At 69.6% G+C, this 14,851-nt stretch carries 15 protein-coding genes; 12 read left to right on the top strand and 3 right to left on the bottom strand.

Annotation, left to right across the window (positions count from 1 at the left end; genetic code table 11):
* Positions 1–3 precede the first annotated feature (3 nt).
* The 3 genes from ACFW9O_RS23345 (at position 4) to ACFW9O_RS23335 (ending at position 2,906) form a co-directional block, all read left to right on the top strand.
* On the top strand, positions 4–1,236 hold the full coding sequence (locus ACFW9O_RS23345) for a HAMP domain-containing sensor histidine kinase (protein ID WP_351178904.1): 1,233 nt from the start codon (positions 4–6) through the stop codon (positions 1,234–1,236).
* 404 nt (positions 1,237–1,640) lie between these two features.
* A complete protein-coding gene (locus ACFW9O_RS23340) occupies positions 1,641–1,937 on the top strand; it encodes a DUF4193 domain-containing protein (protein ID WP_003965732.1) in 297 nt (98 codons plus the stop codon).
* 12 nt (positions 1,938–1,949) lie between these two features.
* Positions 1,950–2,906, top strand: a complete 957-nt coding sequence (locus ACFW9O_RS23335; protein WP_351178908.1) for a hypothetical protein — start codon at positions 1,950–1,952, stop codon at positions 2,904–2,906.
* 4 nt (positions 2,907–2,910) lie between these two features.
* Here ACFW9O_RS23335 and ACFW9O_RS23330 read toward each other — a convergent pair whose 3' ends face one another.
* A complete protein-coding gene (locus tag ACFW9O_RS23330; protein ID WP_384611845.1) occupies positions 2,911–3,366 on the bottom strand; it encodes a DUF3093 domain-containing protein in 456 nt (151 codons plus the stop codon).
* Between the two features lie 58 nt (positions 3,367–3,424).
* Between ACFW9O_RS23330 and ACFW9O_RS23325 the strand changes: the two genes are divergently transcribed.
* The 8 genes from ACFW9O_RS23325 to ACFW9O_RS23290 all read left to right on the top strand — a co-directional run bounded on the left by ACFW9O_RS23325 (position 3,425) and on the right by ACFW9O_RS23290 (position 10,892).
* Positions 3,425–4,009, top strand: coding sequence for a PaaI family thioesterase (locus tag ACFW9O_RS23325; protein ID WP_384611843.1), 585 nt, complete (start codon positions 3,425–3,427; stop codon positions 4,007–4,009).
* Positions 4,009–4,536: a dUTP diphosphatase gene (dut, locus tag ACFW9O_RS23320; protein ID WP_351178930.1), complete on the top strand. Its 528-nt coding sequence runs from the start codon at positions 4,009–4,011 to the stop codon at positions 4,534–4,536. The genes ACFW9O_RS23325 and dut overlap by 1 nt, the downstream gene beginning before the upstream one ends.
* 1 nt (position 4,537) lies before the next feature.
* A complete protein-coding gene (locus ACFW9O_RS23315) occupies positions 4,538–5,311 on the top strand; it encodes a DUF3710 domain-containing protein (RefSeq protein WP_351178915.1) in 774 nt (257 codons plus the stop codon).
* A gap of 130 nt (positions 5,312–5,441) precedes the next feature.
* On the top strand, positions 5,442–6,176 hold the full coding sequence (locus ACFW9O_RS23310) for an ABC transporter ATP-binding protein (RefSeq protein ID WP_384611841.1): 735 nt from the start codon (positions 5,442–5,444) through the stop codon (positions 6,174–6,176).
* A 147-nt stretch (positions 6,177–6,323) separates the two neighbouring features.
* Entirely contained in the window at positions 6,324–8,867 is a 2,544-nt protein-coding gene (locus ACFW9O_RS23305) for an ATP-binding protein (protein ID WP_384611840.1), read from the top strand.
* 55 nt (positions 8,868–8,922) lie between these two features.
* Positions 8,923–9,615, top strand: coding sequence for a response regulator (locus tag ACFW9O_RS23300; protein ID WP_384611838.1), 693 nt, complete (start codon positions 8,923–8,925; stop codon positions 9,613–9,615).
* 152 nt (positions 9,616–9,767) lie between these two features.
* Positions 9,768–10,118, top strand: coding sequence for an OB-fold nucleic acid binding domain-containing protein (locus ACFW9O_RS23295; RefSeq protein ID WP_383179311.1), 351 nt, complete (start codon positions 9,768–9,770; stop codon positions 10,116–10,118).
* Positions 10,119–10,121: 3 nt separating this feature from the next.
* Positions 10,122–10,892 (top strand): DUF3159 domain-containing protein, encoded by a 771-nt coding sequence (locus ACFW9O_RS23290; protein ID WP_351178927.1) that lies wholly within the window; start codon positions 10,122–10,124, stop codon positions 10,890–10,892.
* Between the two features lie 103 nt (positions 10,893–10,995).
* Here ACFW9O_RS23290 and ACFW9O_RS23285 read toward each other — a convergent pair whose 3' ends face one another.
* Entirely contained in the window at positions 10,996–11,673 is a 678-nt protein-coding gene (locus tag ACFW9O_RS23285) for a TrkA family potassium uptake protein (RefSeq protein WP_329206646.1), read from the bottom strand.
* Complete coding sequence (locus tag ACFW9O_RS23280; protein WP_384611835.1) at positions 11,673–12,341, bottom strand: potassium channel family protein; 669 nt, start codon at positions 12,339–12,341, stop codon at positions 11,673–11,675. The genes ACFW9O_RS23285 and ACFW9O_RS23280 overlap by 1 nt, the downstream gene beginning before the upstream one ends.
* Positions 12,342–12,708: 367 nt before the next feature.
* Between ACFW9O_RS23280 and ACFW9O_RS23275 the strand changes: the two genes are divergently transcribed.
* Complete coding sequence (locus tag ACFW9O_RS23275; RefSeq protein ID WP_384611834.1) at positions 12,709–14,757, top strand: APC family permease; 2,049 nt, start codon at positions 12,709–12,711, stop codon at positions 14,755–14,757.
* The last annotated feature ends 94 nt before the right edge of the window (positions 14,758–14,851 follow it).

Below are 14,851 nucleotides of genomic sequence, written 5' to 3'. Positions count from 1 at the left end.
CCCGTGGCCGCCTCCCCGGCGCCCGTGAAGGCGCCTCCGAAACCCACCTGGGAGCCCAAGCCGCAGGAGCCGCCGTACCCCTGGCTGCGCCCGACCATCCGGATACGGCTCACCCTGCTCTACGGCGGCATGTTCCTGATCGCGGGCATCCTGCTGCTCTCGATCATCTACATGCTGGCCGCACAGGCGCTGAACGTGGGCAGCGACCTGCCGTTCCGGATCGTGAACGGCCAGGTCACCAGTGAGGTCTGCGACCTGCCGAAGACGGCGAGCCCGGAGACCTTCAACGCCGCCATGAACGCCTGCGTCAACCAGCAGCGCCAGCAGGCGCTCGACTCCCTGCTGAACCGCTCGCTGCTGGCCCTCGTGGGCCTCAGCATCATCGCCTTCGCCTTCGGCTACGCCATGGCCGGCCGCGTCCTGTCCCCGTTGGGCAGGATCACCCGCACCGCACGCAGGGTGGCCGGCACGGATCTGTCCCGCCGGATCGAGCTGGACGGGCCGGACGACGAGCTGAAGGAGCTCGCGGACACCTTCGACGAGATGCTGGACCGCCTGGAGCGGGCCTTCACGGCCCAGCAGCGCTTCGTCGGGAACGCCTCGCACGAGCTGCGCACGCCGCTCGCGATCAACCGGACCCTGCTGGAGGTGCATCTCTCCGACCCGGAAGCCCCCATGGAGCTCCAGCAGCTCGGCAAGACACTCCTCGCCACCAACGAGCGCAGCGAGCAGCTGGTCGAAGGCCTGCTGCTGCTCGCCCGCAGCGAGAACCAGATCGTCGAGCGCAAGCCGGTGGACCTCGCCGAGGTCGCCGACCGCGCCATCGACCAGGCCCGCGCCGAGGCGGCGCAGAAGGCGGTGGAGATCCGCGGCGAGCGTGCCCCGGCCGTCGTCCAGGGCAACGGTGTCCTCCTGGAGCGGATCGCGCTGAACCTCGTACAGAACGCCGTCCGCTACAACGTGGCGGAGGGCGGCTGGGTGGAGGTCACCACGGAGCTCCAGCCCGGACAGGCGCTCCTGGTGGTCTCGAACACAGGTCCTGTGGTGCCCGCCTACGAGATCGACAACCTCTTCGAGCCGTTCAGGCGGCTGCGTACGGAACGCACAGGCAGCGACAAGGGGGTGGGGCTCGGCCTGTCGATCGCGCGGTCCGTCGCGCGGGCGCACGGAGGCCGTATCATCGCGGAGCCCCGCGAGGGCGGTGGTCTCGTGATGCGCGTCACCCTGCCGGTCTGAGAGGCTTCGCGGTGTGAAGCCGCATTGGATCGCTCTGTTCGCTTTGGGCGGAATTTACGGGCGGCAGTCCCGTTGACTCCCTGTGTGATCGATCACAGGAGCCATTTTCGGTCCTTCTACTCTCGGTGATCACGTCTCTGCCGGAAAGCCGGGAAACGTCCGGGTTTCCGGGGGTCGATATCACGGGAAGTACACGGGGTGGCACCCGTGAACTGCAGCAATCGGACCGTGTACGGTCCCCATCGCCACCCAAGCTGATCGCCCTCGGGAGATCCGGTTGGGTGTCGATTGAGTAACAGACCTTGATGTGAGGCAAAATCTCCGCCTCAGGTCGGGCACAAGTCCGGCCTCTCACGCGTTACGTGCGCTGAGACACCGCAGACACCCAAGAGGGGGAGAGCGACATGGCAACGGATTACGACACCCCACGCAAGACTGACGACGACGTGGACCAGGACAGCCTCGAAGAGCTCAAGGCTCGTCGGAGCGACAAGACGGCATCCGCCGTCGACGTGGACGAGTTCGACGCGGCAGAGGGCCTTGAGCTGCCCGGCGCAGACCTGTCCAACGAAGAACTCGCCGTGCGGGTCCTGCCCAAGCAGGCGGACGAGTTCACCTGCATGAGCTGCTTCCTGGTCCACCACAGGAGTCAGCTGGCGCGCGAGAAGAACGGCCAGCCCATCTGCCGCGACTGCGACTGAGGCAGGCCGGCCGTGGCAGGCGACACACCGTTCCGGAAGCGGCGCTTGCGGCGCACGAAGTCGTCGGAGGCGCATCAGGGCGGTACAGGCCCGGCAGAAGGCGCAAGCCCACCTGCCGAGAACCAGGCCGCCCTGCCGCCCTCTCCCGGCACATCTGACGACGAGCGGGGCCGGTCGGCCTCGCTCGAAGCAGTCCGGGCAGCGGCATCTCCGGAGATGCCCGGACAGGACGGCACGACGGAGCCCACGACCGGGGCAGGCCGTCTGAGGAAACTGAAACGGGGCGTACACAAGGGCGGGGAGAGCGCCAGGGCGGCAGTCGGCCAGCTGGCCGACCGGATCATCGACACGGCTCCCCGCATCCCTGTGCGCGACCTCGCCAGGCTGCGCAAGCAGTTCCCGGGACTGGGTCCCGAGGAACTCGCCGACAAGCTCGTAGCGGGCGCGTGCAACGCGACCGCCACCGTCGGCGCGGGGATCGGGGCGGCGGCCATGATGCCCGTACCACCCGCCATGCTGGCCGAGCTGGCCGCAGAGATCACCGGCGTGGCAGCCATCGAGATGAAGCTCGTCGCCGAGCTCCACGAGGTCTACGGCCGGCGCCCGCCGGGCAACCTCGGGCAGCGCAGCACCGCGTATCTGACGTCCTGGACGGAGGAGCGCGGCATCGACGTGTCACGCCCCACCACGCTGAACGCGGCGCTGGGCGGGCAGATGAAGCGCGAACTGCGTCAGCAGATCATGAAGCGCATGGTGCGCGACCTGCCCAATCTCATTCCGTTCATGATCGGCGCCGCGGTGGGCGCGCTGATGAACCGCCGGGACACCAGAAAGCTGGCCGACCGGGTCAGGGCGGATCTGCGCAAGCAGCAGGTCACCTGGGACCGGCTCCCCGAGCTGCCCCCGCTGGAGCAGCCCGCAGTGCCTGCGAAGGAGCTGCCGAAGGGCCTCGACGAGCCCGGCTTCTAGGGCCTCAGGCGGGGACACCCGTAAGGGCGGCCACCAAGGCCTGCGGCTCCCGGGTCGAGAGGTAGACGTACGGCGTCGGGTCGTCCGGATCCGTGACCTTCACCCGCACCGCGGTCGGGATGTAGCTGCGCAGCAGCATGAAGGCGCGGGGATCAGCCCTGTACGAGCGCCAGGCGCGCGCCTCCTCCGCATCCAGCGCCTCGGCGTCGCCGAGCGCCGACAGCGGGATCCGCGCATCGCCCGCGACGAGGGCGCCGGCCACCACCCGGACGCGTGCCGAGCCGTACGAGCTCACCACCACGGCGGCCGCGACGGTGCCGCCGGCCAGACCGCCGAGCATGGGCAGCGTGCCGAGCGGCAGGAGCATCAGGGCGCAGGCGACGCCGACCCCGAAGGCGATGAGCCACCACGTGCGGGGTGCGGTGAGACGTTCGTCGAAGGGCGGTGCGGAAGGCTGCATGGAGCCAAGCTTGGCACGGCGCGACCTGCGATCGGCCGCGCGGGTAAGGTCTGCGCCTGTGAGTGGAACATCTACACGTCTGACACCCCCGGCCGATGCCGCGAAGCCGGAACGGCACCCCGATGCCCCGGCGCCGGGCACGCTGCTCGGGTCGCACTACGAGCAATGCTTCGGCTGCGGGGACGAGCAGCCCCACGGGCTGCACCTCCGGGCGCGGGCCGGGGAGGGCGTGAGCGTCACCGCCGAGTTCACCGTGAAGCCCGCGCACCAGGGTGCTCCGGGGCTCGCGCACGGCGGCGTGCTCGCCACGGCGATGGACGAGACCCTCGGTGCGCTGAGCTGGCTCCTGCGGGTGATCGCGGTGACCGGACGGCTGGAGACCGACTTCGTCAGGCCGGTGCCGGTGGGCACGGTGCTCTTCCTTGACGCCGAGGTCACCGCAGTGCACAGGCGGAAGATCTTCTGCCGGGCCACGGGCCGGATCGGCGGCCCCGATGGGCCTGTCGCGGTCCGTGCCGAGGCCCTCTTCATCGAGGTCAAGATGGACCACTTCATCGACAACGGCCGGCCGGAGGAGATCCGGGCGGCGATGGCCGACCCGGACCAGGTCAGGCGTGCCCGTGCCTTCGAGGTGAACCCGTGATGCGCCATCCTGTCGACGTGCTGATCCGCCGGGTCGACCCGGACGTGCCGATTCCTGCTTACGGACACCCGGGCGATGCCGGTGCCGATCTGGTGACCACCGAGGCCGCCGAGCTCGCCCCGGGAGAGCGGGCGGTGCTCCCCACCGGGGTGTCGATCGCGCTGCCCGACGGGTACGCCGCGTTCGTGCATCCCCGATCCGGCCTCGCAGCCCGCTGCGGAGTGGCCCTCGTGAATGCCCCAGGGACGGTTGATGCCGGGTACCGTGGGGAGATCAAGGTAATCGTGGTCAATCTCGACCCGCGCGAGACCGTGCGGTTCGAGCGGTTCGACCGGATTGCCCAGCTGGTCGTCCAGCAGGTCGAGAAGGTGCGCTTCCACGAGGTGGCGGAGCTTCCCGGTTCGGCGCGGGCCGAGGGGGGCTTCGGGTCCACCGGCGGTCACGCCGCCGTGGACGGCGTCAGGGGCGGTAACACCCAGGGTGGGAACAGCTACGCTTCGGTCGTATCCGACCGGGAAGGACAGTGACGTGTTCGGACGTCGCAAGAACAGTGGTTCCGCCGAGGACAGGGCGGACGAAGCGCGCGAGGCCGAGCAGGTCGCCGACGAGCTCGATGGCACCGACGGAGCCGCATCCGGCTCGCGCCGGACGAACCTTCCGCCGGCCCCCAGGCCGGACGGGCCGTGGGACATCTCCGAGGTCTCCCAGCCCGGCGAGGGCCGCGTGGACCTCGGCGGCATCTTCGTGCCCGGAGTCGAAGGCATGGAGCTGCGGGTGGAGGTGGCCGGTGACGCGATCGTCGCCGCCACCGTCGTACTGCGCGACAGCGCGGTCCAGCTGCAGGCCTTCGCCGCCCCCAAGAAGCAGGGCATCTGGGGCGAGGTCCGCGAGGAGATCGCCTCGGGCATCACCCAGCAGGGCGGGATCATCGACGAGGTCGAGGGCCCGCTGGGCTGGGAGCTGCGCGCGCAGGTCCCCGTACAGCTTCCCGACGGGAAGAACGGCGTACAGCTGGTGCGCTTCATCGGTGTCGACGGACCTCGCTGGTTCCTGCGCGGAGTGATCTCCGGTCAGGGTGCCGTGCAGCCGGAGGCGGCCGGACTCCTGGAGACGATCTTCCGGGACACCGTCGTCGTCCGTGGCGACGGCCCGATGGCCCCGCGCGACCCGATCGTCCTCAAGCTTCCCAACGACGCCCAGATGGTGCCGGAGGGTGTGCAGCAGGAGGACCAGGAGAGCTCGAAGTTCTCCGGCGGCATGGGCCAGCTCCAGCGCGGACCCGAGATCACCGAGGTGCGCTGAGCGGCTCGCACAGCATGATCCGGCCGGTGGGCCGCACCCTTCCCGGGGTGCGGCCCACCGGCCATTGCCCGTGCGTGTGCCTCGTGCACATACTGGCGGCGACGAGAGCACGTACGTACGGGGGAGAGACATGACCGAGAGCGCCACCGGACAGAGCGGCACGGCAGTGGCCGAGGACCCGGCCGGCGGGCCCATGGTGCGGATCGAGGACCTCCACCGCTCGTACGGAACCGGCGCGGCCGCCGTGCACGCCCTGCGCGGCGTCTCCTTCGAGATCCCGCGCGGGGAACTGGTCGCGCTCAAGGGCCGCTCGGGCTCCGGCAAGACGACTCTGCTCAACCTCGTCGGCGGCCTCGACTCACCGGACGGCGGCCGGATCACCGTCGACGGTACGGACCTCTCCGAGCTCGGCGAGAACGGCCTGCTGGAGCTGCGCAGGGACCGGATCGGCTTCATCTTCCAGTCGTTCGGTCTCATCCCGATCCTGACCGCGGCGGAGAACGTCGGCGTGCCGATGCGGTTGCGCAGGGCGGACCCCGGTGAGCGCGAGGACCGGGTGGCGCTCCTGCTCTCCCTGGTGGGCCTCGGCGACCACGCGCAGCAGCGCCCCGGGGAGCTCTCCGGCGGCCAGCAGCAGCGTGTCGCCATCGCCCGTGCGCTGGCCAACCGGCCCGCTCTCCTGATCGCCGACGAGCCCACCGGGCAGCTCGACGCGGAGACCGGTCTCGCGGTCATGGAGCTGCTGCGGGCCGTGGTGCGCAGCGAGGGCGTCACCGTTCTCGTCGCCACTCACGACGCCCAGCTGCTCGGCTTCGCCGACCGGGTCCTGGAGCTCAGCGACGGGCACATCGTCGAGCAGGTGTGAAGGGCGGGCACACCGCCGGCCCGCATCAGAATCCCGTCAATACGGACCCTGCGCCCGCCCCTGGTCCCATATGCCGGAAATTCTCGGGGTAGCTTCTGAAGCAGCCGCCGGTTCCACGGCGGCTGGTTCAGAGAAGACAATGGGGCCATGGCACGCGGCAAGCTTCGGATCTACCTGGGTGCGGCACCCGGCGTCGGCAAGACGTACGCGATGCTGTCCGAGGCGCACCGCCGGGTGGAACGGGGCACGGACTGCGTCGTCGCCTTCGTGGAGCACCACGAACGGGAACGCACCGAGGTCCTGCTGCACGGCCTCGAACAGATCAGCCGGCGCGAGATCGAGTACCGTTCCGCGGTCTTCGCGGAGATGGACGTCGACGCCGTTCTGGAGCGGGCCCCCGCCGTCGCACTGGTGGACGAACTGGCCCACACCAATGTGCCGGGCTCACGCAACGCCAAGCGCTGGCAGGACGTCGAGGAGCTCCTGAAGGCCGGCATCGATGTGATCTCCACCGTGAACATCCAGCACCTGGAGTCGCTCGGCGATGTCGTCGAGTCGATAACCGGTGTGCGGCAGAAGGAGACGATTCCCGACGAGGTGGCACGCCGGGCCGACCAGATCGAACTTGTCGACATGTCGCCCCAGGCGCTGCGCCGCCGTATGGCCCACGGCAACATCTACCGGTCCGACAAGGTCGACGCGGCCCTGTCCAACTACTTCCGCCCAGGCAACCTCACCGCCCTGCGCGAGCTGGCCCTCCTCTGGGTCGCCGACCGCGTCGACGAGTACCTCCAGCAGTACCGCGGCGAACACAACATCCGCACCACCTGGCAGGCCCGCGAACGCATCGTGGTGGGACTGACCGGCGGCCCCGAGGGCCGTACGCTCATCCGCCGGGCGTCCCGGATGGCGGCCAAGGGCTCCGGCAGCGAGATCCTCGCGGTGTACATCGCCCGCAGCGACGGGCTGACGTCCGCGTCGCCCAAGGAGCTCGCGGTCCAGCGCACCCTCGTCGAGGACCTGGGCGGCACCTTCCACCACGTCATCGGCGACGACATACCTTCGGCGCTCCTCGAATTCGCCCGGGGAGTCAACGCCACCCAGATCGTCCTCGGCTCCAGTCGCCGCAAGGCCTGGCAGTACATCTACGGACCCGGAGTCGGCGCCACCGTCGCCCGCGAGTCCGGACCCGACCTGGACGTCCACATCGTCACGCACGAAGAGGTCGCCAAGGGACGCGGCCTCCCCATGGCCCGCGGGGCCCGGCTCGGCCGCACCCGGATCATCTGGGGCTGGACGGTCGGCGTCGCCGGACCCGCCCTGCTCACCCTGCTCCTGCTCCGCCTGGAGAACGGCCCGGGTCTCGCCAACGACGTCCTGCTCTTCCTCTTCCTGACGGTCGCCGCCGCCCTGCTCGGCGGACTGGCGCCCGCGCTCGCCTCGGCCGCCGTCGGCTCGATGCTCCTGAACTACTGGTTCACCCCGCCCACCCACACCCTCACCGTGCAGGACCCTGAGAACTTCGTCGCCATCGTGATCTTCTTCGCGGTGGCCGTCGCGGTCGCCTCCGTGGTGGACCTGGCGGCCCGCCGCACCCACCAGGCGGCACGGCTGCGTGCCGAGTCGGAGATCCTCTCGGCCCTGGCCGGGAGCGTCCTGCGCGGCGAGACGGCCCTGGACGCCCTGCTGGAGCGGGTCCGCGAGACCTTCGGCATGGAGTCCGTCGCCCTGCTGGAGCGGCAGAGCGACGTCGATCCGTGGACCTGCGCCGGATCCGTCGGCCCCGCCCCCGTGACCCGGCCGGACGACGCCGACGTCGACATGCCCGTCGGCGACAACATGGCGCTCGCCCTCTCCGGCCGGGTGCTGCCCGCCGAGGACCGCAGGGTGCTCGGAGCGTTCGCGGCGCAGGCTGCGGTGGTCCTGGACCGCCAGCGCCTGGTGGGGGAGGCCGAGGCGGCCCGGCGGCTGGCCGAGGGGAACCGGATCAGGACCGCGCTGCTCGCCGCCGTCAGCCACGACCTGCGCACGCCGCTGGCGGCCATCAAGGCCGCCGTGAGCTCGCTGCGCGCCGACGACGTCGCCTGGTCCGACGAGGACGAGGCCGAGTTCCTCGCCGCCATCGAGGACGGCGCCGACCGACTGGACCACCTGATCGGCAACCTCCTCGACATGTCCCGCCTGCAGACCGGCACCGTCACCCCGCTCATCCGTGAGATCGACCTCGACGAGGTCGTGCCGATGGCCCTGGGGGGCGTACCCGAGGGCAGCGTCGACCTCGACATCCCCGAGACGCTGCCGATGGTCGCCGTCGACCCCGGGCTGCTGGAGAGGGCCGTCGCCAACATCGTCGAGAACGCGGTCAAGTACAGCCCCGGCCGGGACCGCGTCACCGTCGCCGCCAGCGCCCTGGGCGAACGCGTCGAGCTACGGGTGGCCGACCGCGGCCGCGGTGTCCCCGACGAGGGCAAGGAACGGATCTTCGAGCCCTTCCAGCGCTACGGCGACGCCCCCCGCGGCGCGGGGGTGGGCCTCGGGCTCGCCGTCGCCCGGGGCTTCGTGGAGTCCATGGGCGGAACGCTGGGGGCCGAGGACACCCCGGGCGGCGGGCTCACGATGGTCCTCACGCTCAAGGCGGCACCCGGTCAGGTCGGAGTGGACCCCGGTCTGCCCGTCCAGGTCACCTCGTGAACCTCCCGGGGCGGAACCCCACCTCGTACACATGTTCAGGAAAGGCAGGATCGCGATGACCCGGGTGCTTGTGGTCGACGACGAGCCGCAGATCGTACGCGCCCTCGTGATCAATCTGAAGGCGCGCAGGTACGAGGTGGACGCGGCGCCCGACGGGGCGACAGCCCTGCAGCTCGCCGCCGCCCGCCATCCCGACGTCGTCGTCCTGGACCTCGGGCTGCCGGACATGGACGGCGTCGAGGTGATCAGGGGCCTGCGCGGCTGGACACGTGTGCCGATCCTCGTGCTCTCCGCCCGCCACACCTCCGACGAGAAGGTCGAGGCACTGGACGCCGGCGCCGACGACTACGTCACCAAGCCGTTCGGCATGGACGAGCTCCTGGCCCGGCTGCGCGCGGCGGTGCGCAGGGCCGAACCGGTCGGCCAGGACGGGGCCGACGACCTCGTGATCGTCGAGACCCAGGGCTTCACCGTGGACCTGGCGGCGAAGAAGGTCCACCGGGAGGGCCGCGATGTGCGGCTCACCCCCACGGAGTGGCACCTCCTGGAGGTCCTCGTCCGCAACGCGGGCCGGCTCGTCAGCCAGAAACAGCTGCTCCAGGAGGTGTGGGGGCCCTCCTACGGCACCGAGACCAACTACCTGCGGGTCTACATGGCGCAGCTGCGCCGCAAGCTGGAAACCGACCCCTCGCACCCCAGGCACTTCGTGACCGAGCCGGGCATGGGCTACCGCTTCGAGAAGGGCTGACGGGGTCCCGGGGCGGCCTTGGTCATCCGTTCGGGTGGGACCCCCTCGGGCCAGCCCTTACCACAGGAGACCGGTACCCTTCGGGTATGAGCGCTGTTCCCCGATTCGAGAAGGCCGGCAGGGCCGAGAAGCCGTCCGGCCGCTTCCGCCGCATGCTCGACCGGCTGTCCAGTTCCCAGGAGGATCTGGAGTCCGAGGAGCTGCAGGAGGACACGCACGCCTCGGGCTGCACGCGCATTTCCGAGTGCTCGGACCGCCAGATCGTCAAGGTGGCTGGTACCTTGCGGACGGTCACCTTGCGCCCGCGTGCCGGAGTGCCCGCCCTGGAGGCGGAGCTCTTCGACGGCACCGCGCCGCTCGACGTGGTCTGGCTGGGCCGGCGTTCCATCATCGGCATCGAGCCCGGCCGCAAGCTCATAGCCTCGGGCCGCATCGCCATGAGTCACGGGCGCCGGGTGCTGTTCAACCCCAAATACGAACTCCGACCACTCGGCAAGGAGTAGCCGGTGACGTCTCTCGACAAGCCGACGCCCGACACGCACCAGCCCCACAGCACCGACCAGCCGGCAGCCGACGCGAAAGCGGTCACGGAAGCCGCGCTCTTCGAGGCCTTCGGCGGCGTGCGCGGCATGGTGGAGACAGTCCTGCCCGGGCTGCTCTTCGTCACGATCTTCACCGTCAACAAGGACCTGAAGGCCTCGGCCATCGCCGCGCTGGCGCTGTCCCTGGTGCTCGTCGTCGTACGGCTGATCCGTAAGGACACCGTCAAGCACGCCTTCAGCGGTGTCTTCGGCGTCGCCTTCGGTGTGGTCTTCGCGATGATGACGGGCAACGCCAAGGACTTCTACCTGCCGGGCATGATCTACACGCTCGGCCTGGCGCTCGCCTACCTCGTCACGACCCTCGCCGGGGTCCCGCTGATCGGACTGATCCTCGGTCCGGTCTTCAAGGAGAACCTCTCCTGGCGCACCAGGAACCCCGGTCGCAAGAAGGCCTATGCCAAGGCCAGCTACGCGTGGGGGCTGATCCTGCTCGCCAAGTGCGCGATCCTCTTCCCGCTGTACTGGTGGGCGGACACCACGCAGCTCGGCTGGGTGCTCGTCGCGCTCAAGATCCCGCCGTTCCTGCTCGCGGTGTACCTGACCTGGGTCTTCCTCGCCAAGGCGCCGCCGCCCATCGACGTCTTCGCGGAGATGGAGGCGCAGGAGGAGGCCGAGAAGGCCCGCAAGGACGCGCAGAAGGCCCGGGCCGCCGAGGCCCGCAACTACGACGTCTGACCCGGCCGCGTACACGCTGGACATCGCCCGGCCCGTACGCGCCGGACAGGAGAGGGGCCCGGAACCGTGACACACGGTTCCGGGCCCCTCTCCTGTCCGGACCTCAGCTGTCGGAAGGCTCGCGGCGGACCGAGAGCAGGTCCTCCAGCTGCTCCTCGCGGGCCTGGGCGGCCACGAACAGCAGTTCGTCACCGGCCTCCAGGGTCTCCTCGGGGCTCGGCGTCAGGACGCGCGTACCGCGGATGATGGTGACCAGCGAGGTGTCCTCGGGCCAGGCCACATCGCTGATCGGGGTGCCGGCCAGTGCCGACTCCGGGGGCAGCGTCAGCTCGACGAGGTTGGCGTCGCCGTGGCTGAAGCGCAGCAGCCGGACCAGATCACCGACGCTCACCGCCTCCTCGACCAGGGCGGACATCAGACGCGGCGTGGAGACCGCGACATCGACCCCCCAGGACTCGTTGAACAGCCACTCGTTCTTCGGGTTGTTGACCCGGGCGACGACCCGCGGAACGCCGTACTCGGTCTTGGCGAGCAGCGAGACGACCAGATTGACCTTGTCGTCCCCGGTCGCGGCGATCACCACGTTGCACCGCTGCAGCGCCGCCTCGTCCAGCGACGTGATCTCGCAGGCGTCCGCGAGCAGCCACTCGGCCATCGGGACCCGCTCCACCGAGATGGCGGTCGGCGCCTTGTCGATCAGCAGCACCTCGTGCCCGTTCTCCAGGAGCTCGGCCGCGATGGAACGCCCCACCGCGCCGGCCCCGGCAATCGACACGCGCATCAGTGACCGCCCTCCTCAGGACCTTCGGCAAAGGCCTCCTCGACCTTCGCGATCTCGTCCGTACGCATCATCACGTGGACCAGATCGCCCTCCTGCAGAACCGTCTGCGACGAAGGCAGTACGGCCTCGCCCAGCCGGGTGATGAAGGCGACGCGAACGCCCGTCTCCTCCTGCAGCGTGCTGATCTTGTGACCGATCCAGGAAGGCGTCGTATGGACCTCGGCGAGCTGGACACCGCCGCTCGGGTCACGCCACAGCGGCTCGGCCCCCGAAGGCAGCAGCCGTCGCAGCATCTGGTCCGCCGTCCAGCGGACCGTGGCGACGGTGGGGATGCCGAGGCGCTGGTAGACCTCGGCACGCTTCGGGTCGTAGATGCGCGCCGCGACGTTCTCGATGCCGAACATCTCGCGGGCCACCCGGGCCGCGATGATGTTGGAGTTGTCGCCGCTGCTCACCGCCGCGAACGCCCCGGCCTCCTCGATCCCGGCCTCGCGGAGGGTGTCCTGGTCGAAACCGACCCCGCTCACCCGCCGGCCGCCGAACCCGGAACCGAGCCGGCGGAACGCCGTGGGGTCCTGGTCGATCACGGCGACCGTGTGCCCCTGCCGTTCCAGGGTCTGTGCGAGTGCGGCTCCGACTCGGCCGCAGCCCATGATGACGATGTGCACCTTGCGCCTACCTCGCAGTCCTGGTCGTCCGGATGACCTGCGAAAACACCCTGCTCACACTTCTCTCTCAGCTTGCGGGGCAAACAATGGGGCAACCACCTTCGGTGTTGCCCGGGGATGAGCTTATGCGGCGCCGCATCCACTGCCTCATCCGAGTGTGCGTACGCCGCGGCCGGAACGGCAAAGGGAACCCCGCGGGGGCTGCGCCGCGGGGCCCGCGGACCCCCGCCCAGCCCCTCGCACCGCAAGGATTCCGTTAAGGATTCCATGGACTTTTCCGGTGAGGGCGGGTAATTATGAAGGATTTACGGGCACCGAGGGGGTGGTGCCCCGACGGCCCGTCTTCGCAGCGCTTACGATCCTCAGCGTGTCCAAACTGACCGACGTGCCCAAACGGATCCTGATCGGCCGGGCGCTGCGCAGCGACAAGCTGGGAGAGACACTCCTCCCCAAGCGCATCGCGCTCCCCGTCTTCGCATCCGACCCGCTGTCCTCTGTGGCGTACGCACCGGGAGAAGTCCTCCTCGTACTGTCCATCGCGGGCGTGTCGGCGTACCACTTCAGCCCATGGATCGCGGTCGCCGTCGTGGTCCTCATGTTCACGGTCGTCGCCTCCTACCGGCAGAACGTGCGCGCCTATCCGAGCGGTGGCGGTGACTACGAGGTCGCCAACACCAACCTCGGCCCCAAGGCCGGCCTCACCGTTGCCTCCGCCCTGCTGGTCGACTACGTCCTCACGGTGGCTGTGTCGATCTCCTCGGGTGTGGAGAACCTCGGTTCGGCCATCCCCTTCGTCGTCGAGCACAAGACGTTCTTCGCCATCGGCGCCATCATCCTGCTGACGCTGATGAACCTGCGCGGCGTCAAGGAGTCCGGCAGGCTCTTCGCCATCCCCACGTACCTCTTCGTGTTCGGCGTCTTCGCCATGATCCTCTGGGGCGCGTTCCGCGGTCTCGTCCTCGGCGACACCATGCACGCCCCGACCTCGGACTACGAGATCAAGGCCGAGCACCAGGGACTGGCCGGGTTCGCCCTGGTCTTCCTGCTGCTGCGGGCCTTCTCCTCCGGCTGTGCCGCACTCACCGGCGTCGAGGCGATCAGCAACGGTGTGCCCGCCTTCCGCAAGCCCAAGAGCAAGAACGCCGCGACCACCCTCGCGGCGATGGGCCTGCTGGCCGTCACCATGTTCTGCGGCATCATCGGCCTGGCCATGGCCACCGATGTGAAAATGGCGGAGAACCCGGCCCAGGACCTCATCCACAACGGAGTGGCCGTAGGCGCGGAATTCGTCCAGGACCCGGTGATCTCCCAGGTCGCGGCAGCGGTCTTCGGTGACGGAACGTTCTTCTTCGTCATCCTCGCCGCGGCCACCGCACTCGTGCTCTTCCTGGCTGCCAACACCGCGTACAACGGCTTCCCCCTGCTCGGCTCGATCCTCGCCCAGGACCGCTACCTGCCGCGCCAGCTGCACACCCGCGGTGACCGGCTCGCCTTCTCCAACGGCATCGTGCTGCTGGCCGGCGCGGCCATCCTGCTCGTCTGGATCTACGGGGCGGACTCGACCAAGCTCATCCAGCTGTACATCGTCGGCGTCTTCGTCTCCTTCACGCTCAGCCAGACAGGCATGGTGCGGCACTGGAACCGCCACCTGCGTACGGAGCAGGACCCGGCCAAGCGCCGCCACATGAAGCGCTCCCGGGCCATCAACACCTTCGGCGCCTTCTTCACGGGCCTGGTGCTCGTCGTCGTCCTGGCGACGAAGTTCACGCACGGTGCCTGGGTCGCGCTCCTCGGCATGGTCATCTTCTACGGGACGATGACCGCGATCCGTAAGCACTACGACCGGGTCTCGGAGGAGATCGCCGCCCCGGACGCCCCGTCCGACGACACCATGCGGCCCTCCCGGGTCCACTCGATCGTCCTGGTCTCCAAGGTCCACCGGCCCACGCTGCGGGCACTCGCGTACGCCAAGCTCGTGCGCTCCGACCGTCTGGAGGCGCTCTCGATCAGCGTCGACCCGGACGAGACCAAGGCACTCAAGGACGAGTGGGAGCGACGCGGTATCAACGTTCCGCTGAAGATCCTCGACTCGCCCTACCGGGAAGTGACCCGTCCGGTCATCGAGTACGTGAAGGGCCTGCGCCGGGAGAGCCCGCGCGACGTCGTCAGCGTGTACATCCCGGAGTACGTCGTCGGGCACTGGTACGAGCACCTGCTGCACAACCAGAGCGCCCTGCGCCTCAAGGGCCGGCTGCTGTTCACCCCGGGGGTGATGGTGACCTCGGTGCCCTACCAGCTGGAGTCCTCCGAGGCCGCGAAGCTGCGGGCCAGGAAGCGCGCGGACTGGAACGCTCCGGGATCGGTCCGCCGAGGCCCCGTGGAGCGGCGGAACAAGGAATCCAGCCACAAGGGCTGACTCGGCGCAACCGTTCGTGGTAAGCGGCAGGGCGACACCCACGTAGACTCGTGGGTTGTTGTCCGGCCGCTTTCCCCTTGATCTCTGGAGCCAC

It is taken from the genome of Streptomyces sp. NPDC059499 (genome assembly GCF_042749285.1).
Lineage (GTDB): Bacteria > Actinomycetota > Actinomycetes > Streptomycetales > Streptomycetaceae > Streptomyces.
This window is presented reverse-complemented; position numbering and strand designations above follow the sequence as displayed.